The organism is Streptomyces sp. NPDC096323 (assembly GCF_040302845.1).
In the GTDB taxonomy this organism is placed as follows: Bacteria; Actinomycetota; Actinomycetes; order Streptomycetales; family Streptomycetaceae; genus Streptomyces.
In genome coordinates, this window is the sequence record NZ_JBEOSI010000004.1 from 427,908 (window position 1) to 449,016 (window position 21,109).

General features: G+C 71.9%; 18 protein-coding genes. 7 read left to right on the forward strand and 11 right to left on the reverse strand.

The window, feature by feature from the left end; all coding sequences use genetic code 11:
* Positions 1-516 precede the first annotated feature (516 nt).
* From ABTX18_RS13280 to ABTX18_RS13300, 5 genes are all read left to right on the forward strand, one after another.
* On the forward strand, positions 517-768 hold the full coding sequence (locus ABTX18_RS13280; protein WP_352122836.1) for a hypothetical protein: 252 nt from the start codon (positions 517-519) through the stop codon (positions 766-768).
* 61 nt (positions 769-829) lie between these two features.
* Complete coding sequence (locus tag ABTX18_RS13285) at positions 830-1,435, forward strand: PadR family transcriptional regulator (protein ID WP_352122837.1); 606 nt, start codon at positions 830-832, stop codon at positions 1,433-1,435.
* An 85-nt stretch (positions 1,436-1,520) separates the two neighbouring features.
* Positions 1,521-2,288: an ABC transporter ATP-binding protein gene (locus tag ABTX18_RS13290; RefSeq protein WP_352122838.1), complete on the forward strand. Its 768-nt coding sequence runs from the start codon at positions 1,521-1,523 to the stop codon at positions 2,286-2,288.
* Positions 2,285-5,128 (forward strand): FtsX-like permease family protein, encoded by a 2,844-nt coding sequence (locus tag ABTX18_RS13295; RefSeq protein ID WP_352122839.1) that lies wholly within the window; start codon positions 2,285-2,287, stop codon positions 5,126-5,128. The genes ABTX18_RS13290 and ABTX18_RS13295 overlap by 4 nt, the downstream gene beginning before the upstream one ends.
* A gap of 131 nt (positions 5,129-5,259) precedes the next feature.
* Entirely contained in the window at positions 5,260-5,817 is a 558-nt protein-coding gene (locus ABTX18_RS13300) for a bacterial proteasome activator family protein (RefSeq protein WP_352122840.1), read from the forward strand.
* Positions 5,818-5,976: 159 nt separating this feature from the next.
* On the opposite strand, the gene ABTX18_RS13305 is transcribed toward ABTX18_RS13300, so the two are convergent.
* The 7 genes from ABTX18_RS13305 to pdhA form a co-directional block, all read right to left on the reverse strand.
* Positions 5,977-6,966 carry an NAD(P)H-quinone oxidoreductase gene (locus ABTX18_RS13305; RefSeq protein WP_352122841.1) on the reverse strand — a complete coding sequence of 330 codons (990 nt, stop codon included), beginning with the start codon at positions 6,964-6,966 and terminating at the stop codon, positions 5,977-5,979.
* A 101-nt stretch (positions 6,967-7,067) separates the two neighbouring features.
* Positions 7,068-8,204 (reverse strand): potassium channel family protein, encoded by a 1,137-nt coding sequence (locus ABTX18_RS13310; protein WP_352122842.1) that lies wholly within the window; start codon positions 8,202-8,204, stop codon positions 7,068-7,070.
* On the reverse strand, positions 8,162-10,000 hold the full coding sequence (locus ABTX18_RS13315; protein WP_352122843.1) for a molybdopterin molybdotransferase MoeA: 1,839 nt from the start codon (positions 9,998-10,000) through the stop codon (positions 8,162-8,164). Before ABTX18_RS13315 ends, ABTX18_RS13310 begins: the two co-directional genes overlap by 43 nt.
* Positions 9,997-10,845, reverse strand: coding sequence for an NTP transferase domain-containing protein (locus tag ABTX18_RS13320; RefSeq protein WP_352123090.1), 849 nt, complete (start codon positions 10,843-10,845; stop codon positions 9,997-9,999). Before ABTX18_RS13320 ends, ABTX18_RS13315 begins: the two co-directional genes overlap by 4 nt.
* A 111-nt stretch (positions 10,846-10,956) precedes the next feature.
* Positions 10,957-12,399 carry a dihydrolipoamide acetyltransferase family protein gene (locus ABTX18_RS13325; protein ID WP_352122844.1) on the reverse strand — a complete coding sequence of 481 codons (1,443 nt, stop codon included), beginning with the start codon at positions 12,397-12,399 and terminating at the stop codon, positions 10,957-10,959.
* A complete protein-coding gene (locus ABTX18_RS13330) occupies positions 12,399-13,430 on the reverse strand; it encodes an alpha-ketoacid dehydrogenase subunit beta (protein WP_352122845.1) in 1,032 nt (343 codons plus the stop codon). Before ABTX18_RS13330 ends, ABTX18_RS13325 begins: the two co-directional genes overlap by 1 nt.
* A complete protein-coding gene (pdhA, locus tag ABTX18_RS13335) occupies positions 13,427-14,590 on the reverse strand; it encodes a pyruvate dehydrogenase (acetyl-transferring) E1 component subunit alpha (RefSeq protein ID WP_352122846.1) in 1,164 nt (387 codons plus the stop codon). The genes ABTX18_RS13330 and pdhA overlap by 4 nt, the downstream gene beginning before the upstream one ends.
* 261 nt (positions 14,591-14,851) lie before the next feature.
* Here pdhA and ABTX18_RS13340 point away from each other — a divergent pair, with 261 nt between their 5' ends.
* Entirely contained in the window at positions 14,852-15,358 is a 507-nt protein-coding gene (locus ABTX18_RS13340) for an Lrp/AsnC family transcriptional regulator (protein ID WP_503061147.1), read from the forward strand.
* A 45-nt stretch (positions 15,359-15,403) separates the two neighbouring features.
* On the opposite strand, the gene ABTX18_RS13345 is transcribed toward ABTX18_RS13340, so the two are convergent.
* Positions 15,404-16,045 (reverse strand): TetR/AcrR family transcriptional regulator, encoded by a 642-nt coding sequence (locus ABTX18_RS13345; RefSeq protein ID WP_352122848.1) that lies wholly within the window; start codon positions 16,043-16,045, stop codon positions 15,404-15,406.
* A gap of 123 nt (positions 16,046-16,168) precedes the next feature.
* On the opposite strand from ABTX18_RS13345, the gene paaN reads away from it, so the two are divergent.
* The gene (gene paaN, locus ABTX18_RS13350; RefSeq protein WP_352122849.1) at positions 16,169-17,869 is read left to right on the forward strand and encodes a phenylacetic acid degradation protein PaaN; all 1,701 of its coding nucleotides are present in this window, start codon (positions 16,169-16,171) and stop codon (positions 17,867-17,869) included.
* A gap of 179 nt (positions 17,870-18,048) precedes the next feature.
* Here the strand turns inward: paaN and ABTX18_RS13355 are convergent, their stop codons facing one another.
* From ABTX18_RS13355 to ABTX18_RS13365, 3 genes are read right to left on the reverse strand one after another with little or no spacing between them, the layout of a single operon-like run.
* Complete coding sequence (locus ABTX18_RS13355) at positions 18,049-18,744, reverse strand: TrmH family RNA methyltransferase (RefSeq protein ID WP_352123091.1); 696 nt, start codon at positions 18,742-18,744, stop codon at positions 18,049-18,051.
* Positions 18,745-18,800: 56 nt separating this feature from the next.
* Positions 18,801-20,096, reverse strand: coding sequence for an HTTM domain-containing protein (locus tag ABTX18_RS13360; protein WP_352122850.1), 1,296 nt, complete (start codon positions 20,094-20,096; stop codon positions 18,801-18,803).
* A complete protein-coding gene (locus ABTX18_RS13365; RefSeq protein ID WP_352122851.1) occupies positions 20,093-21,022 on the reverse strand; it encodes a DUF5819 family protein in 930 nt (309 codons plus the stop codon). Before ABTX18_RS13365 ends, ABTX18_RS13360 begins: the two co-directional genes overlap by 4 nt.
* Between the last annotated feature and the right edge of the window lie 87 nt (positions 21,023-21,109).

Genomic DNA, 21,109 nt, shown 5'->3' on the forward strand with positions numbered 1-21,109 from the left:
GGACATACCGTCACATGTGACGCTGACGTCATGGCTTCAGGACACCTCGCCTCACGGCCCTCAAGGTGCGTGGCCTGCCTGGCATTGACGGCAGCCGCGGCACTGGGGGCCATGACCGCTGGAGAGGCGCAAGCGGCCGGGCAGCGCGCAGCCCTCCGGGGTCCGGCGACGGCCGGGGCATCCGTGACACTCCGGGCGCCGTTGCCGTCGGATTCGCCGTCCGCACCCGCGCCGTCGCCTGCTCCGTCGTCGGCGTCCCCCTCCCCTTCCGCCTCGCACCCCGGCGCGCCCGCCGGCCCGTCGGTCGCGCCCGCGCACCCGGCGCCGCCGCCGTCCGCCTCCCACTCCCCTTCCGCGCCCGCGCACCCCGCGGCGCCGCCCCACGCCCCCACGGCGTCCTCGTCCGCCGCCTCGGGAACGCCCTCACCGAGCGCCGGATCGCCGCGCCCGGACGGCACGTGGTCGCCGCTGGCCGGGCGGCCCGCCGGGGAGGGGCGGCCGCGGCCCGGACGGACGATGACCGCCAAGGAGATCGCCCGGGCCGACGCGCTCGAAGAGGCCGCCGAGGAGGCCGCGGAGACGCGGCCCGCCGCCGTACCGGTCATCACTCCCGCCGCGCGGACGTCCCCCGAAACCGGCCGGATGTCACAGCAGGCTCTTGAGGGACCGGCCGTCGAGCAGGTCCAGCAGGTGTCGCTCGGCGCGGGAATCGCCCTGGTCGGACTGGGTCTCGGCTTCCTCGCTTTCCGCATGCGCCGCTCCGGCTGACCGCCGCGGCACCGGCCGGGGCGACTTGCACTGAGCAACATACTCGGTATACATACTCAGTATGTCGATCCGTCACGGGCTCCTCGCCCTCCTGGAGCGGGGGCCTCGGTACGGCTCCCAGCTCCGCACCGAATTCGAGTCGCGCACCGGCTCCACCTGGCCGCTGAACGTCGGGCAGGTGTACACGACGCTCAGCAGACTCGAACGCGACGGCCTGGTCGTCCAGGACGGCGAGGACGACCAGGGGCACGCGCTCTACTCGATCAGCGACGAAGGACGGACCGAACTGCGCGCCTGGTTCGAGACGCCCGTCGACCGCAGCAGCCCGCCCCGTGACGAGCTGGCCATCAAGCTCGCCATGGCCGTCGGCGCCCCCGGCGTCGACATCCGCGCCGTCATCCAGTCCCAGCGCCACCACACGGTGAAGGCGATGCAGGACTACACCCGGCTCAAGGCGCAGGCCCTCAGCGACGTACCCGCCAACCGCGACGAGGTCGCCTGGCTGCTCGTACTGGAACAGCTGATCTTCCAGGCCGAGGCCGAGGCCCGCTGGCTGGACCACTGCGAGTCCCGGCTGGTCCGCCTCGCCGAGGCCGCCGCCACGGAGCCGGAGCCGAACGCGTCCCCGCGCACCGCGGCCCGGCCCCACACCCGCACCCGCCGCTGAGCCGGTGCCCCACCCCGCTCCACCCCGGGCCCGGGCGACCGCCGGGCACCGACCACAGACCTGTTCCGAGGGGGAACCCACCGTCATGTCCTCGAACGTCCCGTCCCCGGCCGCCCCACCCCTGTCGGTGGACGCGCCCGTGCTGGAACTGCGCGACCTCACCCGCACCCACGGCACCGGCATCGCCGAAGTGCACGCCCTGCGCGGCATCAACCTGGCGGTGCACCCCGGTGAGCTCGTCGCCGTCATGGGCCCCTCCGGCTCCGGCAAGTCCACCCTGCTGACCCTCGCCGGCGGCCTCGACACCGCGACCGGCGGCCAGGTCGTCATCGAGGGCCAGGACATCTCCACGCTCGGCCGCAAGGGCATAGCCGCCCTGCGCCGCCGCAGCGTCGGCTACGTCTTCCAGGACTACAACCTGATCCCCGCCCTGACCGCCGCCGAGAACATCGCCCTGCCGCGCGAACTCGACGGGGTCTCGGTCCGCAAGGCACGCAAGGAGGCGCGGGCGGCGCTGGAGGAGATGAACCTCCTGGACGTCGCCGACCGCTTCCCGGACGAGATGTCCGGCGGCCAGCAGCAGCGCGTCGCGATCGCCCGCGCACTCGTGGGGGACCGCCGCCTGGTGCTCGCCGACGAACCGACCGGGGCCCTCGACTCCGAGACCGGCGAGGCCGTCCTCGCCCTGCTCCGCAACCGCTGCGACCAGGGCGCCGCCGGGGTGATGGTGACGCACGAACCCCGGTACGCCGCCTGGGCGGACCGGGTCGTCTTCCTGCGGGACGGCTCGATCGTCGACCAGACCCTGACCGTCGGGGCCGACTCGCTGCTGGCCGCCGGGAGCGCCGAGTGAGCCCGTTCACGGGGTGGCGCGCCGCCCTCCGGATAGCCCGCCGCGACGCCCTGCGGGCGAAGGGCCGCAGCGCCCTGGTCGTCGCGATGATCGCGCTGCCCGTGCTCGGGGTGACGGCCGCGGACGTCACGTACCGCAGTGCGACCTCCACCGAGGCCGAGCGGCTGACGGCCGAAATGGGCTCGGCCGACGCGCTGTTCAGCGACCCGCGCATGGGGCCGCTGCAGCAGATGCCCGACGGGAACCAGTACGACGTGGCCGGTGACACCCCTCCCGAGGGGGACGTCCCGCCGGTCGACATGCGCACCGCCTTCCCCAAGGGCGCGCGGGCGATCACCATCCGGTCCGTGCCCGCGAGCGTCACGACCGCGTACGGCCTCACCAACACCGACATCGTGGAGTTCCCCACCTCCGACCCCCTGGCCCGCGGCAAGGTCGACCTGGTCGACGGCGAGTTCCCTCGCGGCACCGGCGAGATGGCGGCCACCGAGCCGTTCCTGGAATCGTCCGGGCTGCACATCGGCTCCCGCACCACCGTGAAGAGCGCCGACCGGACGTACACCATCACCGGTGTCGTCGAACAGCCCGACGACCTGAAGGCGCAGAAGCTCTACGCCGACCCGGGCGCCGTCATCGCCCCCTGGCAGGCCGCCGCCGACCGCGACAAAAAGGTGCTGCCGCCCAACACCGGCTCGCCCGAGTGGCTGGTCAAGGGGCCCGGCCGGGCGGGAATCGACTGGAACGACGTGCTCGCGGCCAACAAGGCCGGCGCCCTCGTCCTGTCCCGTCAGGTGGTCCTGGACCCGCCGCCCGACTCCGAGGTCCCGCTGGCGCAGTCGGTGCACAGTTACGACATGAGCGGCTCCGGCGAGACGAGCGCGGCCGTCGTCACCGTCGTCGCCATGGCCCTCCTGGAGATCGTCCTGCTCGCCGGACCGGCCTTCGCCGTCGGCGCGCGCCGCTCGCGCCGTCAGCTCGGACTCGTCGGCACCTGCGGCGGCGACCGGCGCCACGTACGCGCCGTGGTGCTCTCCGGCGGGCTGGTGCTCGGCGCCGTCGGGGCGGTGACCGGCGTCGCGGCCGGTCTGGTGCTCACCGTGGCCCTCCGGCCGCTGATCGAGGGCTGGGCCGGGCAGCGCTTCGGTTCTCTGGTCGTGAAACCGACGGAGCTCCTCGTCATCGCCGCACTCGGTCTGGTCACCGGACTCCTGGCGGCGTTCGCTCCGGCGATCGTGGCCGCCCGGCAGTCCGTACTGGAATCGCTCACCGGCCGCCGCGGGGTGCGCCGCAGTTCGCGGGTCCTGCCCACCGTGGGCTCCTGTGCGCTGGCCCTCGGCATCGCCGTCGCCGTCTACGGAGGCACCACCGGCGACTCCACGTGGGTCGCCGGCGGCTCCGTCGTCGCCGAACTGGGTCTGCTCGCCTGCATTCCCGTGATCGTCGGGCTGCTGGGCCGGCTCGGCCGCAGGCTGCCGCTCTCGCCGCGGATGGCGTTGCGCGACGCCGCCCGCAACCGGGGCCGCACCGCTCCGGCGGTCGCCGCCGTGATGGCGGCCGTCGCGGGGTCGGTGGCCATCGCGACGTACATGTCGAGCAGTCTGGCCGAGTCGGACTACGACTACATGCCCATGCTGACCGAGGGAACCATGGTCCTGTCGTCCATGGACGCCAAGTCGGCCGAGCGCCTTCCGCTGGCCCGGACGTCCGTCGAGCGGAACATCGCGGTGACCGGCGCTCCCGCCGACTTCTCCCGGGTCTGGGCGGGCAGCGACTGCAGCGTCTACTACGAGGAGGAGAACGGCTGCGGCACCCTGGAGTTGGTCAAGCCCACCGGTAAGGGCCACACGTGCCCGCTCCAGGCCGAGGGCGCCAAGAAGCTCGCCGCACAGCTCTCCGCGGAGGAGCACCGGAAGATGATGCGCTCCCCCGAGTGCATGGACGAGTACCTCTCCTCGGGCAGCTTCACCTCCGAGCCGAACAACATCGTGGTGGGCGGCCCGGACCTGCTCCGCACGTACGCGAAACTCGACGACCCCGCGGCCGCCGCGGCGCTGAAGGCCGGCACGCCCGTCCTGCTGAACCGGGCGTACGCGAAGGACGGCGAGATCACGCTCAAGGTCGTCCACAAGTACGCGGCCAAGGACAAGAAGAACTACAAGCTGCATCCCGGCCCGGCCCGCACGTCCACGGACCGGCTGAAGGTGTACGTCGCGGACGCCGGGTACGCCGCCACTCCCGGCATGCGCATGGTCCTTCCGCAGCGGACCGCCGAGCGGCTCGGCCTGCACACCGAGCCCTCCGGCACCGTCTACGCCGTGCCGCACCCGCCCAAGGACGCCGAGGAGCAGCGCGTCTCGGCCGCCCTCGAGCAGGCCGGCGGCGGGATCTGGCTCCAGACCGAATCCGGACAGGGCGACCGGGACAGCATCGTTCTGCTGATCCTCACCCTGTTCGCCGGTGTGGTGACCCTGGGTGCGGCGGCCATCACCACCGGCCTTGCCAAGGCCGACGCGGAGGCCGACCTCACCACGCTGAGCGCGGTCGGGGCGCCCCCGCGGGTACGACGGACGCTCTCGGGCTTCCAGTGCGTGGTGGTCGCGCTCACCGGGGTGCTTCTCGGTACGGGGGCGGGCCTGGTACCGGCTGTGGCTCTGCGCCTGGTCGACCTGCGCGACGCGATGGCGGCCATGCGGGAGGAGCCCATGGAGTCCGCCTTCACGCCGATCGTGCTGCCCTGGGCGACGATCGGGCTGCTCGCCGTGGTCGTTCCACTGCTGGCCGGAGTGCTGGCGGCGGGGCTCACCCGCTCCCGGCTGACGCTGGCCCGGCGCGCCGGGTGAACGGGCGGCAGATCGCGACGGCCGCCTGACCGGCGGCTTCGACGCACATCCGGTGCCCCCGGAAACGGTGGATCATCCGTTTCCGGGGGCACCACAGTGTTGTACGGCCCGTGTGCGAGACAATGGGTGACATGGAGATGCCGAGGAATGAACGGTCGCAGGAGCACCCCCAAGTCCTCGTGGTGGGGCAGGACGGAATGGCGATCGGCGGCGGTGGCGGTAGCACTGACGACGAGTCGCGTGAGGTCCCGGTGACGGAGATGGTCGAACAGCCCGCGAAGGTCATGCGCATCGGCAGCATGATCAAGCAACTCCTGGAGGAGGTCAGGGCGGCTCCCCTCGACGAGGCGAGCCGCGTGCGCCTGAAGGAGATCCACGCCAGCTCGGTCAAGGAGCTGGAGGACGGCCTCGCGCCGGAGCTCGTGGAGGAACTGGAGCGGCTTTCCCTGCCGTTCACCGAGGAGTCGGTTCCCTCGGAGGCCGAACTCCGGATCGCGCAGGCTCAGTTGGTCGGCTGGCTGGAGGGCCTTTTCCACGGCATCCAGACGGCGCTGTTCGCCCAGCAGATGGCGGCCCGGGCACAGCTGGAGCAGATGCGCCGGGCGCTGCCTCCCGGCAGTGGGCACGAGGAGGAGGACGGCGGCGGCGCGGACCCGCACGGGGCGATCCGCTCCGGCCCTTACCTGTAGTCCTGGCCTTGGCCCCGGCTGCAATCCCGGCTGAAATCGCAGCTGAATTCACGGCTGAAATCAGGCCGGACCCGTATCTACCGTATCTACCGTTTCGCGCGAAGGGCCCGGCACGCCTGCTTGTGCCGGGCCCTTCGCGCTTTCCGGATCCCGCCGGGCTCAGTTCGTTGCGGCCGTCCGAAGGAGCACCTTGCCCACGTGGGTGCTGGACTCCATCACCCGGTGGGCCTCCGCGGCGTCCCGCATCGGCAGGGTGCGGTCCACGACCGGCCGGACGACGCCGTCGGCGATCAGCGGCCAGACGTGTTCGCGTACGGCGGCGACGATCGCGGCCTTCTCGGCCGGCGGGCGCCCGCGCAGCGAGGTCGCCGTGACCGCGGCACGCTTGTTCAGCAGGGTGCCGAGGTTCAGCTCGCCCTTGGCCCCGCCCTGGAGGCCGATGATCGCGAGCCGCCCGTTGACGGCGAGCGCCTGCACGTTCCGGTCCAGGTACTTCGCGCCGATGATGTCGAGGACGACGTCCGCGCCCGCGCCGTCCGTCGCCTTGCGGATCTCCTCGACGAAGTCCTGCTCCCGGTAGTCGATCAGGATGTCGGCGCCGAGCTCGGCACAGCGCGCGAGCTTCTCCGGGCCGCCGGCGGTCACGGCGACCCGGGCGCCGACCGCCTTGGCGAGCTGGATCGCCATCGTGCCGATGCCGCTGGACCCACCATGGATCAACAGCGTCTCGGCGGGGCGCAGATGCGCCACCATGAACACGTTGGACCAGACGGTGGAGGTCACTTCGGGCAGCGCCGCTGCGAGGGTGAGATCGAGCCCGTCAGGCACGGGGAGCAACTGCCCCGCGGGGACGGCGACCTTCTCCGCGTAGCCGCCGCCCGCGAGGAGCGCGCACACCTCGTCGCCGACCGACCAGCCGACGACGCCGGGGCCCAGGGCCGAGACGCGGCCCGCACACTCCAGGCCGGGGTAGGCGGACGCGCCGGGCGGTGGGTTGTAGAAGCCCTGCCGCTGGAGCACATCGGCCCGGTTGACCGCGCTGGACACCACCTCGACGAGGACCTCGCCCTCGCCGGGTACGGGATCGGGCACCTCGGCCCACACGAGCGCCTCGGGGCCACCGGGTTCAGGGATCGTGATCGCATGCATGGCCGCGAGGCTACTCCGTGGCGCTGTTCCGGCGGCGTACCACCGCGGTGCGGCCCGTCCCGGGGCAGGACTCTCGAACGGTCGCTCGCAGGGGCGCTCGCTCAGCCCCGGGGGGCGGTGTGCGGCGGGTGGTTCAGAGGTGGTTCGTTGGAGGCGCGCACGATGGTGATCAGCCGGTCCGTCAGCTGCAGGGGACTGGCCGCCGGATCGTCGTACCCCAGGAGCCGATGGCCGCGCAGGACGCTGACCACGAGGTCATCCGTCTCCCGGACGCTCCGGCCCACCTCGGCCTTTATCACCGGCCGTTCGATGAGGTCGAGCCCGCTGCCCTGCTGGATCAGGTCCTCCATCACCGTGCCCGCGCTGGGGCTGAGCACGGAGAGGCCGAGTAGCCGGCCCGCCGCACTGGCACTGGTGATCACGGCGTCCGCACCCGACTGCCGTAGCAACGGAGCGTTCTCCTCCTCGCGCACCGCCGCCACGATCTTCGCGCCGCGATTGAGCTGGCGTGCGGTCAGTGCGACCAGTACCGCCGTGTCGTCGCGCTGGGTGGCGATGATGATCTGACGCGCCTTCTGCAGCTCGGCCCGCAGCAGCACATCGCTGCGTGTCGCGTCCCCGAGCACTCCGGTGAAGCCCTCGGCGTTGGCGATCTCTATCACCTTGGACGCCGGGTCCACGATGACGATCTGATCCTTCCGCAGCCCGGTGGAGCAGAGGGTCTGGATGGCCGAACGGCCCTTCGTGCCGAAGCCGACGACGATGGTGTGGTCACGCAAGTTGGTTCTCCAACGCTTCAGCCGGAAGTCCTCGCGGGTCCGTTCGGTGAGGACCTCAAGGGTGGTGCCGACCAGGATGATGAGGAAGAGCACGCGCAACGGGGTCACGAGCAGCACGTTCACGAGCCGGGCGCCGTCGTCGTACGGGGTGATGTCGCCGTATCCGGTGGTGGAGAGGGTGACCGTCGCGTAGTACACCGCGTCCAGGAGGTCGACCTTGTCGTCGGCCGCGTCGTGGTAGCCGTCACGGTCGAGCCAGACGATCAACACCGTGATGGCGAGCACCATCAGAGCCATCATCAGCCGCTTGACGACCTGACGGGCCGGTCCGTCGACGACCCTGCGCGGGAGCATGACCCGGGTGGGGACGACATGTTCGTCGGCGCGCCTGGCCATCGCGTCATGGCCGGGAAGTTTCACGTGAAACACCCTTCCGTCCACGGCGTCGCCGGGGCCCACGGTAGATCGAGGATCTCCACCTCGGTGCCGGACCGTACCCCGCCCGGCTCCACAACAGCCAGCCCGTCCGCGGCGGCGACGCCGCGCAGCATGGCAGGACCGTTGTAATGCAGGGGTACGACGTACTCCGTATCCCCGCCGGTTCCCGTGCCGCCCGGGTGAGTTGCCGAGGCGTGCCCCGGACCAGGGGTACGGGCCGTGCGATGGACCACGGGGACCAGACGGGTGTCGTGCGGGTGGCCGTGCACGTCGTCGCCTACGGGCACGCGGTAGGGGGCCTCCGCGGTCCGGCCCGCCAGCCCTGCGAGCAGCGGCTCCGCCAGGGTGAGCAGTCCGGACACCGCGGCCAGGGGATTGCCGGGCAGCCCGACGACATAGGGGCCCCGGTCGCCGAGCCGGGCGAGCAGCATGGGGTGGCCCGGGCGTACGGCGACCCCGTCGACGAGCAGTTCGGCACCGATCCGGGCCAGGACGGGGTGCACATGGTCGACGGGACCTGCGGCGGTGCCGCCGGTGGTGACGATCAGGTCGGCCTTGGAGCCGGTGAGTGCCTGGCGCAGGGCTTCCGCGTCGTCGCCGAGGCGACGCGGTGCGGAGACCTCGGCGCCCAGCGCACGCAGCCAGGGACCGATCATCGGCCCGAGAGCGTCCCGGATCAGCCCGTCGTGCGGCAGCCCGGCAGTGAGGAGCTCGTCGCCCAGGACGAGGACGTCGACGCGCGGCCGGGGCAGGGTCGGCAGCTCGTCGTATCCGGCTGCCGCGGCCAGTCCGAGGACGGCGGGCGTCACGAGCGTCCCGGCGGGAAGGAGTTCGTCGCCCGAGCGGCACTCCTGTCCACGCGGCCTGATGTCCTGACCGGGATCCACCGGGCGCTGCGCGTGCAGCAACCCCTTGGCCTCGTCGGCGTAGGCGTGTTCGCTACGGATGACAGCGGTCACGTCCGCCGGGATACGGGCTCCGGTGGCGATGCGGAGGGCTTCGCCGTCGGGGAGCGGGGCGGGCGCGGCATGGCCGGCGAGGATCCCCTCGTTGTCCCGGATGGTCCATGGCCCCGGCCCCGCGACGGCCCACCCGTCCATGGCGGAGGTGTCGAAGGACGGAAGATCGGTGAGCGCGGCCAGCGGCTCGGAAAGCACCTGCCCGAGCGCCTGGTCGAGCGGAAGCCTCACGGTGCGAGGAAGCACCGCACGCCCGGCCCTGGCGGCAACAGCACAGGCCTCGCGCCACGCGATCGCACGGCCATGCGCCCGGCCGTGCGGTGCGGGGGAGTCGGGGGTGGCGCGGTGGGAGGCTGCGGGGGAGTCCCGGTCGGGCGGGGAAGCGGCCGGATCGGTCCGGGCCGAATCGGTGCCGGGCGGGTCCGTGGCGCCGGGGCGGCTGTGGGGCCGGCCGGAGGCCTGGAGCCCGGGGCCCGGCTCGCCCCCTGCGCCCGCGCTCTGCGGGGCCCGTCGGCCGACCAGCGCGAGGGCCTGCGCCACCGCCCGCTCCTCGTCGGCCTCGGCTTCGGCCTCTGCCTTGGCTTCGGCTTCGGCTTCCGTTTCCGCTTCGGCTACGGCTTCCGGTTCCGCTTCGGCTTCCGGTTCCGCTTCGGCGGCGCTGGTGCGCCCGGCCACCCGGCCGGGCCCCGGAGCTGTTCGCCCGGTCTCCCGTGCCGCGCCACCCCCCTCCGGCGGAAGCCGGCCCTCCGGGGTCGACGGCAGCCAGTCCGACCCGGTGAGCGGCAACCCGTCCGACGCAGTGGGCGGCAACCGGTCCGACCCGGCCGGCCATTCGCCGTTGCCGCTGGGGCCTGTCATGGCGTCTCGGTCTCGTCCGCCCACCGGAGGGCGAGCGCGGCGGCCTTCCGGGCGGCCTCGGCCACTGCCTCCGGGCCACCACCGTCACCGCTCGCCTTCGCCGCCGCGTAGCCGACCAGGAAGGTCGTCAGGGGCGCGGCGGGGCGGGCGACGCCATGGGCGGCATCACGGGCGAGGTCGAGCAGAACGCCGGTGTCGACGTCGAGTTCGATGCCCAGTTCGTTCTTGACTGCGGTGATCCATTCGTCCAGCACGGTCCCATGCTCCCTGATCCGGGCCCGCGCCGAGGCAATGTCCTCCCAGGTGTCGCAGTCGAACGACGCGAGCGGGTCCGCCGCCACCCTGGAAAGCCTCAGCTCCTGGGTGAGCAGCCGGAGCGGCAGCCCGGCCAGGCTGCCGTGCTCGGTGGCTATGAGCGCCAGTTCGCGGCGCAACGGCTCCGAGCGGTAGACGGCGACCAGCGGCTGGTCCCGGCCGTCCGGGTCGGTGCAGACAGCGCCCTCGGCGTCCCCCTGACCGGCCGCGTCCAGCAACGCGCCGACCGTCTCCGCGCCCAGGAACGGCAGATCGGCGGAGAGCACGAGTACGCGCTCCGCCGCCGTGTGCCGAACCCCCGCACCGAGCGCGGCCAACGGGCCGCCGCCCTGCGGCTCTTCGCGCGTCCACGTCACCGCACGCGCGGTGGGCCGCCGTCCACCCACCACCACGGTGGTCGCGGCTCCGGTGCATGCGCCGAGCACTCGGTCGAGCAGCGCGCGGCCGCCGACCCGGAGTCCCGGCTTGTCGGCGCCGCCGAGCCGCTTGGCGGCCCCTCCGGCGAGAACGATGGCGTCATACGCGGTCATGCCCATGCCCCGAGTATGCGTGCCCAACGCCCGGTGGATCGTGCCCGTCCACGTTCCGGTGGATCAACGCGGAACGTGGACGGAGCGGGCACGGGGCGAGGTACGCCCCGCTTACAGCGTCCGCAGCAGCAGCGCCGGCTGTTCCACGCAGTCGGCGACGTACCGCAGGAATCCGCCCGCCGTTCCGCCGTCGCAGACCCTGTGGTCGAAGGTCAGCGAGAGCTGCACCACCCGGCGCACGGCCAGTTCGCCCTCGTGCACCCACGGCTTGGGGACGATCCGGCCGACGCCGAGCATCGCCGCTTCCGGGTGGTTGATGATCGGCGTCGATCCGTCGACCCCGAACACCCCGTAGTTGTTGAGCGTGAAGGTGCCACCGGTCAACTCGGCCGGTTTCAGCGTCCCGGTCCTCGCCGCCTCGGTCAGCCGGGCGATCTCCGCCCCGATCGACTCCGCGTTGCGCGTGTGCGCGTCGCGGACGACGGGGACGACCAGACCGCGCTCGGTCTGGGCCGCGAACCCGAGATGGACGCCCGGCAGCCGAACGATCTCGCGCGCCTCCATGTCCACCGTGGAGTTGAGTTCGGGGTAACGGGCCAGGGCCGCCGTGCAGATGCGGGCGAGGAGCGCGAGCACCGACACCTTGGGGCCCGCACCGGGCCCGCCGGTGCCGTTCATCGCCGCCCTGGCCGCCATCAGCTCAGTGGCATCGGCGTCCACCCAGCACGTGGCGTCGGGGATCTCACGCCGGCTGCGCGCCAGCTTGTCGGCGACCGCACCCCGTACCCCGCGCAAGGCGATCCGCTCGGCGCCAGGAGCAGCCGCGGACCGCACCCCCGGCGACACGGCGGGAGCGGCAGAAGCGGCGGGAGCAGAAGAAGCGGCGGGAGCAGCAGGGGCAGCGACAGGAGAACCGGATGTCGCCGACCGGATGGCCGACTCGACGTCGGCCCGCAGAATCAACCCATCGGGCCCCGAACCCGCGAGCTGCCGCAGATCGAGGTCGTGCTGCCGCGCCAGCTTCCGCACCAGCGGAGAGACGACGGCGACCGGACCCCGTACGCCGTCCGGAACCCGTGTGGATCCCGCGGTCTCCGCAGGCGCGCCGGCGACCGGGGACGCGGCGACCGGCGCGCCGGCCGCTGCCGCGGGAGTCCGAAGACCCTCGGGCCGGACCCGCCGTCGTCGTACCGGCGGCGCCCCCGTCCCGTACCCCACCAGCACATTCCCGGACCCGGACGGCTCCGCGCCGGTGTCCGCCGTACCGGAGCCCGGCCCGTCACCCGTCACCGGGCCCGAGGGCTCCATGGTCCCGACAGCGACCGTCAGCAGCGGGGCGCCGACGGGAAGTTCCGTCCCCTCCTCGCCGAACCGGGCGGTCACCACACCCCCGTACGGGCACGGCACCTCCACCATCGCCTTGGCCGTCTCGACCTCGACGACCGGCTGATCGATGGCGACGACATCGCCGACCTCCACCAGCCAGCGCACGATCTCCGCCTCGGTCAGGCCCTCACCGAGGTCCGGAAGCTTGAATTCGAGCACCTGCGGCATCAGTTCTCCGCCTCCCACTGCAGTCGCGCGACGGCGTCCAGCACCCGGTCCACGCCCGGCAGATGGTGGCGCTCCTGCATCGGCGGCGGATACGGAATGTCGAAACCGGCGACGCGCAGGACCGGCGCCTCCAGGTGGTGGAAGCAGCGCTCGGTGATGCGAGCGGCGATCTCGCCGCCGGGGCCGCCGAAGCCGGTGGACTCGTGGACGACAACCGCGCGGCCGGTACGCCGTACGGACGCGGCCACGGTCTCGTCGTCGAACGGCACCAGCGAACGCAGGTCGACGACTTCGAGGTCCCAGCCCTCCTCGACGGCGGCCTCCGCAGCCTCCATGCAGACCGGCAGCGACGGCCCGTACGTGATCAGCGTCGCGCTGCGGCCCGGTCGGCGCACGACCGCACGTCCGATGGGCTCGACGGCGGCCGGGGCCTGCGGCGACCAGTCCGCCTTCGACCAGTAGAGCCGCTTGGGCTCCAGGAAGACCACGGGGTCGTCGGAGGCGATCGAGGCCCTCAGCAGCCCGTACGCGTCCTCGACCGTGGCGGGCGTGACGACATGGAGACCCGGGGTCGCCATGTAGTACGCCTCCGAGGAGTCGCTGTGGTGCTCGACGCCCCCGATCCCGCCGCCATAGGGGACCCGGACCGTGATCGGCAGCGGCATCGCGCCCCCGGTCCGGTTCCGCATCTTGGCGACATGGCTGATGAGCTGCTCGAACGCCGGATAGGCGAAGGCGTCGAACTGCATCTCCACCACGGGCCGCAGCCCGTACATCGCCATGCCGACGGCTGCCCCGAGAATGCCGGCCTCGGCCAGCGGAGTGTCCGTGCACCGCTCGTCGCCGAATTCCTTCGCCAGGCCGTCGGTGATCCGGAAGACCCCGCCGAGCGTCCCGACGTCCTCACCGAGGACGTGCACCGAGGGATCCTCGGCCATCGAGTCGCGCAGCGCGCGCCCGAGTGCCTGCGCCATGGTCGCGGGCTTGGCCTTCGCCGTCCACTCCCGGGCCGTGGCCGCTGCGGTGGTCATCGCCCCGCACCCCCGTCTTCCGTGCCGTGTCCGTGGTGCTCCGCGTCCAGCTCGACCCGCAGGCGGGCCGCCTGTTCGCGCAGTTGTGCCGTCTGCTCCGCGTACACATGGGCGAAGAGGTCCATCGGGTCGAGCACCGGGTCCGCGTTCATCCGCTCCCTCAGCTGCGCCGCCATCCGCTCCGCGGCCACGCGCGCCTCCTCGATGCCGTCGTCGCCGAGCAGTCCACGACCGGTCAGCTCGCGCTCCAGGAGCTGGACCGGATCGTGGGCGCGCCAGGCCTCGACCTCGCTGTCGCCGCGGTAGCGCGTGGCGTCGTCCGCGTTCGTGTGCGCGTCCATGCGATAGGTGACGGCCTCCACGAGCGTCGGCCCGCCGCCGCTCCTGGCCCGTGCCACGGCCTCGGACAGCACCTGGTGCACGGCCGGCGCGTCGTTGCCGTCGACCAGCCGGCCCGGCATTCCGTACCCCACGGCCTTGTGGGCCAGGGACGGCGCCGCGGTCTGCTTGGCCAGCGGGACGGAGATGGCGAAGCCGTTGTTCTGCACGAGGAAGACGACCGGGGCGCGCCAGACGGCCGCGAAGTTCAGCGCCTCGTGGAAGTCGCCCTCGCTGGTGCCACCGTCACCGACCATCGCGAGCGCCACCACGTCGTCCCCCTTGAGCCGCGCCGCGTGAGCCAGACCCACCGCGTGCGGCAACTGGGTGGCGAGCGGGGTGCACAGGGGGGCGATGCGGTGCTCGCGCGGGTCGTACCCGGTGTGCCGGTCGCCGCGCAGCAGGGTCAGGGCCTCGACGGGGTCGAGGCCCCGTGCCACCGCCGCGAGCGTGTCGCGGTAGCTGGGGAAGAGCCAGTCCCGCTCCTCCAGCACCAGGGCGGCCGCGATCTCGCAGGCCTCCTGCCCGGTGCTCGACGGATAGACGGCGAGCCGTCCCTGCTTGGTGAGGGCGGTCGCCTGCGCGTTGTACCGCCGGCCGCGCACGAGCTCCGCGTAGAGCCGCAACAGCAGCCCGGGGTCGGCGTCGGCCACGGCGTCCGTACCGAGCACACGGTACGGCTCGGGGTCCGGGAGCAGGGGCGCGGGATCGGTGAGCGGCTTCCAGGCCGGGGGCGGCGTGGGCCGGTAGGCGGCCGCGCCGGGCAGCTCTTGGACCGTCATGACAAGCACCTCCTGGCGTCGAGGGGTATCGAGCGGCATCCGGCGGCCCGGGGGTGCCCGGCGCCGAGTGGTGTTGATATATGTCGAAATAACGAAAGCCGTGCGAGGCGTGGATGTGGTGTGCCTCACCTACCGATTGTTCGGTCGCGAGCGCAATTTGGCTACAGGCACCTTCAGCCTGTGGACAAACGGTTCTCCACAGCCTGGGATGGGAACAGGTCGTCCAGGACGGGGAGGCACGGGAACATGGCAGCTGAACAAATGGCCGACGGGGGCGGGGAGCCCGGCGAGATCAACCCGGCAAGGCCGCTCGACTCCATCGACCGCGCCATCCTCCGACTGCTCCAGACGGACGGCCGCGCATCGATACGGTCGGTGGCCGACCGCGTCCACGTATCGCGGGCCAACGCGTACGCCCGCATCAACCGGCTCATCGACGACGGCGTGATCCGCGGCTTCAGCGCGCGGGTGGACCATGAGCGGGCGGGGCAGGGAGCCTCCGCGTACATCACGCTCAAGATCGTCCAGAATTCGTGGCGCACGGTCCGGGAACAGCTCCAGGCGTTGCCGGGCGCCACACACATCGCGCTGGTCAGCGGCGATTTCGACGTGCTGCTGCTGGTGCACACTCCGGACAACCGGTCGCTGCGCGAGCTGGTCCTGACGCGGATCCAGTCCATTCCGGAGGTGCTGTCCACGCGCACCCTGCTGGTGTTCGAGGAGACGGACCTGGCCCCGGGCTCCGACCGCCCCACGGAACTCACCTGACCGGGGCGCACCGCCCTCGGGACGACGGATCAGCGGCCGGACTGATCAAGGGCTGGACTGATCAACGGCCGGGTTGATCAACGGCCGGGTTGATCCACGGCTGGACTTCATGCCTTCGAACGCCAGCTGTACGACGGTATCGGCGAGCCGTTCTCCCTCGGCGCCACCGTCGGGCAGCGGCCGGAACCACTCCACCAGCGAGTTCACCATCCCGAACAGCAGCCGCGTGGCCAGCCGTATGTCCACGTCGGAGCGGAGATCGCCGTCCGCGACCGCCGCCTTGAGCAGATCGGCCACCCGCTGGTCGAACTCGCGCCGCCGTTCAAGGGCCCAGCGCTCGGTCCTCGTGTTGCCCCGCACCCGCAGCAGCAGCGTGACGTAGGGCAGTTCGGCTATCAGCACCTCGACGGTGCGGCGCGTCACGTACTCGACACTCTCGATCGCGCGGCCCCGCGTCGCGCCCGGCTCGTCGAGGATTCCGAAGAGTCCGTCCAGCGCCCGGCTGACCGCACGCCGAAGGAGCTCTTCCTTGCCGGTGACATGGTGGTAGATGGACGACTTCGAGATGCCCGCCGCCTTCGACAGGTGCTCCATCGACGTGCCGTCGTAGCCGCGCTCGTTGAACACACGGACGGCGACGGCGAGGAGAGTCTCCGGGGTGTACGTGTCCCGCTTGGCCGTGGTCATGCCCGCGATCCTCCCCTACGAGTTATCCACAGGTTTCGTGGGGCCCCTTGTCCCGACCGATCGTTCGGTTACTCTAACTCTGTCCGCCCGTCCCTGCCCAGCTCGATGAGGAGTGGGTCCGTCATGACCGCCGCGCTCTCCCCGCACCTGCTGTCCGAGAAGCACCGTCCCACGCTCGACCGGGCCCTCGACGCGATCCGTACGCGGGCCTACTGGTCACCGCATCCCGAGCATCCGAAGGCGTACGGCGAAGGCGGCGCACCCGGCAGCCTGGGCGCCGCCGAGGGCAAGGCCGCCTTCGACGCCGTGCTGTACACACGTCTCGACCTGAACCAGCCCGGGACCGACGGCTGGACGGGCGGCGAGACCTCTCCGTACGGTCCGGAGCTGGCCGTCGAGTATCCGCACGCCGACCTCGACGTGCTGCTCCCGGCGATGCGGGCCTCCGTCCCCGCCTGGCGCGAGGCCGGCCCGGAGACCAGGGCCCTGGTCTGCCTGGAGATCCTCGCGCGGATCAGTGCCCGCACGCATGAGTTCGGCCACGCGGTGATGCACACCAGCGGGCAGGCCTTCATGATGGCGTTCCAGGCCGGCGGCCCGCACGCCCAGGACCGGGGCCTGGAGGCGGTGGCGTATGCGTACGAGGAGCAGATGCGCGCGCCCCGGACCGCCGACTGGTCCAAGCCGCAGGGCAAGCGCGACCCGATCGACCTGCACAAGACGTTCACCGCGGCAGGGCGCGGCATCTCGCTGCTGATCGGCTGCAACACCTTCCCCACGTGGAACGGCTACCCGGGCCTCTTCGCCTCCCTCGCCACCGGCAATCCGGTCCTGGTCAAGCCGCACCCCCGTGCGGTGCTCCCGCTGGCCCTCACCGTTCAGCTGGCGCGCGAAGTGCTCACGGACGCGGGCTTCGACCCCAACCTGGTCGCGCTGGCCGCCGAGTATCCGGGCGAGGGCATCGCCAAGACCCTGGCGGTGCGTCCGGAGATCAGGATCATCGACTACACCGGCTCCACCGCGTTCGGCGACTGGCTGGAGGCCAACGCCCGCCAGGCCCAGGTGTATACGGAGAAGGCCGGGGTCAACACGATCGTCCTCGACTCCACGGACGATTACCGCGGCATGCTCGCCAACCTGGCGTTCTCCCTGTCCCTGTACAGCGGCCAGATGTGCACCACCCCGCAGAACCTCCTGATCCCCCGGGACGGCATCACGACGGATGTCGGCGACAAGTCGTACGACGACGTGGTCACCGACATCGCCGCCGCCGTCACCGGCCTCCTGGGCGACGACGCCCGGGCGAACGGCCTGCTCGGCGCCCTGGTCAACCCGGAGGTGAAGGCCCGCCTGGACACGGCCGCGCAGCTGGGCGAGGTCGCTCTGCCCTCGCGGGAAGTGGCCAACCCGGACTACCCCGAGGCGGTCGTCCGCACCCCGCTGATCGTCAAGCTCGACGGCGGCAAGCAGGACGACGAGCCGCCCTACCTGTCGGAGTGCTTCGGCCCGGTCTCGTTCGCGGTCGCGGTCGATTCGACGGCGGACGCGGTGGAGCTGCTGCGTCGCACCATCCGCGACCAGGGAGCCATGACGGTAGGCGCCTACACCACCTCACCGGAGGTGGAGCGCGCGGTCGAGGACGTCTGCCTGGACGAGTCGGCCCAGCTCTCCCTGAACCTCACGGGCGGGGTGTACGTCAACCAGACCGCGGCGTTCTCCGACTTCCACGGCTCGGGAGGAAACCCGGCGGCAAACGCGGCTCTGTGCGACGGCGCGTTCGTGTCCAACCGCTTCCGCACCGTAGAAGTACGCCGCCAGCGCTGAGGAGGGCGGCGGACCCCGGATGGGGGCTGGCCCCTTCCCGGTTCCGACCGCTCCCCGGGCCCCCTTCTCAGCCTCTCCGGCGATTGAGGAGCGGGGTCCGGGGCGGAGCCCCGGTTACGGGAAGGGGCGGGTAGGGGAAAGGCCCGCCGCAGGCGCACCCCGCGCACCCCGCCCAGCGCTTACGCCCCGGCCGCGCCCCCGGGCCCGGCGGGCCCACCACCCGGCCCCGAAATATCCGCATAGCGCTGCACCCACGCATGCATCGCAATCGCCGCCGCAGCCCCCGCATTGATCGACCGCGTCGACCCGAACTGCGCGATCGAGCACACCATCGACGCGTGCTTGCGGGCCTCCTCGGTCAGCCCCGGACCCTCCTGCCCGAAGAGCAGCACACAGCGCCGCGGCAGCTCGGTCCGCTCCAGCGGCACCGCGCCCGGCAGATTGTCGATGCCGATGATCGGCAGCCCCTCGGCCTCCGCCCAGGCGGTCAGGTCCGCCGTGTCCGGGTGGTGACGGACGTGCTGGTAGCGGTCGGTGACCATCGCTCCGCGACGGTTCCAGCGCCGCCGCCCCACGATGTGCACCTCCTTGGCCAGGAACGCGTTCGCGGTGCGTACGACGGACCCGATATTGAAGTCGTGGCCCCAGTTCTCCACCGCCACATGAAAGTCGTGCCGCCGCAGGTCGAGGTCGGCGACGATCGCCTCCCGGGTCCAGTAGCGGTACGCATCGCCCACATTGCGCCGGTCGCCGTGGGCGAGCAGCTCGGGGTCGTACCGCTCACCCTCGGGCCAGGGCAGCGGATGCGGCCCGACGCCGATCTCCGTCCCGAACCCCTCGTCGTACTGCGCGGGCTCGCCCGTCGCCGAGCCCACGAACGGCTCGTCCGCTGCGCCCGCACCCTCAGTGCTGCCTGTACTGCCTGTCTCGCTCACCCGACGAGCGTATGGCCCTCACCGCCGCGCTGCTGCGGTGCCTCCCGTTCCCCCGGACCAGCACCCGCAGCACCGGCAGCACCGCCACCACCCTCCCGCGGCCCCGGCACCTCTCCACGCCCACGCCCACGCCACCGCAGCCGGCGCAGAAGCAGATCCCACCCGAGCACCGCCTGCCCACCGATCCACACCAGGAAGACGGTCGGCAGGAAGACGGCGTCCGCGGCGATCATGGCCATCGAGAAGAAGGGCAGCCCCAGCAACAGGGCGATGCCCGCGTGCTCGCAGATCATCACGACGAGCAGCACGTTCTTGACGCGCCGGTTGAACAGAGTGAAGGGGAAGGCGACCTGCACCACGACCGTGGCGTACGTCAGCACCATCACCATCAGACCGCTCGACGCGAGAAGGTCCGAGAGCCCCGGCCAGGGGGTGAAGTAGTCCAGCTTGAGCGGGTAGTACAGCGCCGTGCCGTCCTGCCACCGCGACCCCTGGATCTTGTACCAGCCGGCGGTCGCGTAGATCAGACAGACCTCGGCCATGATCACGACGAGCGTCGCGTTGTGAGCGAGGTTGGCGATGACGTCGAGCAGCGTGCGCGGCTCGCTGTGCGGTGCGTACCGGTTCACGGCCCACCAGACGCCGTGCCCGATCCACAGGAGCCAGAAGAAGAGCGGCAGCCAGGCCGTCCCGCCCAGGCTGTCGGTCACCGTGGCGCCGCAGAGGACCGCGCCGAGGGCCACCCACAGCAACGGGCCCGCAACGCCGCGCGAACCGGCCACACCACCCGGGCCCGGGTCCTCGCCGACCGCCCGCCGCGCACGGCGGGCGTCCAGGGACCAGACCTGCCCGCACCGCGTCAGCACCAGGTAGATCGCCATGAGGTGGATGACGTTGTCGCCGCCGTCGCCCATGAAGATGCTGCGGTTCTGCAGGGAGAGCACGCCGGCCATGAAGAGGACGGACATGGCCCGCGTGTGCCAGCCCACCATCAGCAGAGCGGCGGCGGCCAGGGCGAGCGCGTACACGACCTCGAACCAGATGGCGCTGTCCGACCACATCAGGGTGGTGAAGGCCTGGTTGCCGGAGATGAGCTGCTGCGCCATGTCCCAGCGCCACGGGGCATCGGGGCCGTACAGCTCCCGCCGGTGCGGAAGCTCGCGCAGCAGGAACAGGAAGTATGTGGCGGAGAAGCCGATCCGGATGACGGCGCTCTGGTACGGCCCCAGGGACGAGGCCGTGATGCGCTGGATGCCGCGGGCGAGCGCACGGTCGGAGTCGGGTGTACTCACTGGTCCGCCTCCACGGAGGCGGCCGAGCCCTGGGGAAGGTCGGCCGCAGTGACGGTCCACCAGGGCAGTACCCGGTAGGACGGCTTCGTGCTGATCGTCTCGCCACTCCAGGCGGGGGCCGCCACGGACCGGGTCTCGGACCGGACCTGGATCCTCAGGACGTCGCCGCCGTAGTCGTGCTCACTGAGGCGCAGCATCACGATGCGCCGAATGTACTGCTCGGAGAGTCTGCCCCGCAGTCCGTTGGCCCGGTTCTGGTTGTCGTGCGAGCCGAGATAGAAGTCCCAGCCCCGGCGGAGCTCGTTCTGCTGGACGTGGCTGGGCAGCAGATTGCCGCGTATCGCCTTGCCGTCCTCGCCGGAGAGGCTCATCCAGGGGGTGGTCCGGCGCTTGTCCGGGCCGGATATCTCGGCGCGTACATGCACGGCGATGTTCTGCTGCAGGGGGTTGGGCGCGAAGAGCTTCCAGTTCTGCTCGAACTCCGGATAGATCCACTGGTCGACCGCCTCGCCGTGCTGTTTGGTCAGCGTGTTGGCGGGGGCGACGTGCAGGAACACCATGCCCAGCTGGATACAGCCCAGCAGCCCGATCACCGACAGGGCCACAGCGGCGACGACCTGGTACGGAAACGAGAGCCCGGCCATACCGACTCGCGGCCCGGCCCCGGCACCGGGACCCACACGGACGCGCGGATCTTCGTCCGTACGCGGATCTTCGTCCGTACGCGGACCGTCCGCCGTACGCGGACCGTCTTCCGCGGGGCCCGGATCAAGGGGAGTCGCCGGGCGGCCTCCGACGGCGCGCGGACCCGGCTCGCCACGGGGCCCGGGAACCGTCCGCGGGTCGAGATCGGCCGCAGCCTCGCTGCCGCCGCCGACACTTCCGCCGGTGCCCCCGCCGACGCCCTTGTCGTCGTACGAATCCATCCCGCCCCGATCCCCGTCGATCCCTGTCAGTTATCCACAGGGTTGACACCCTACGGGCCGCAGACTCACCATTGAAGACATTGAACC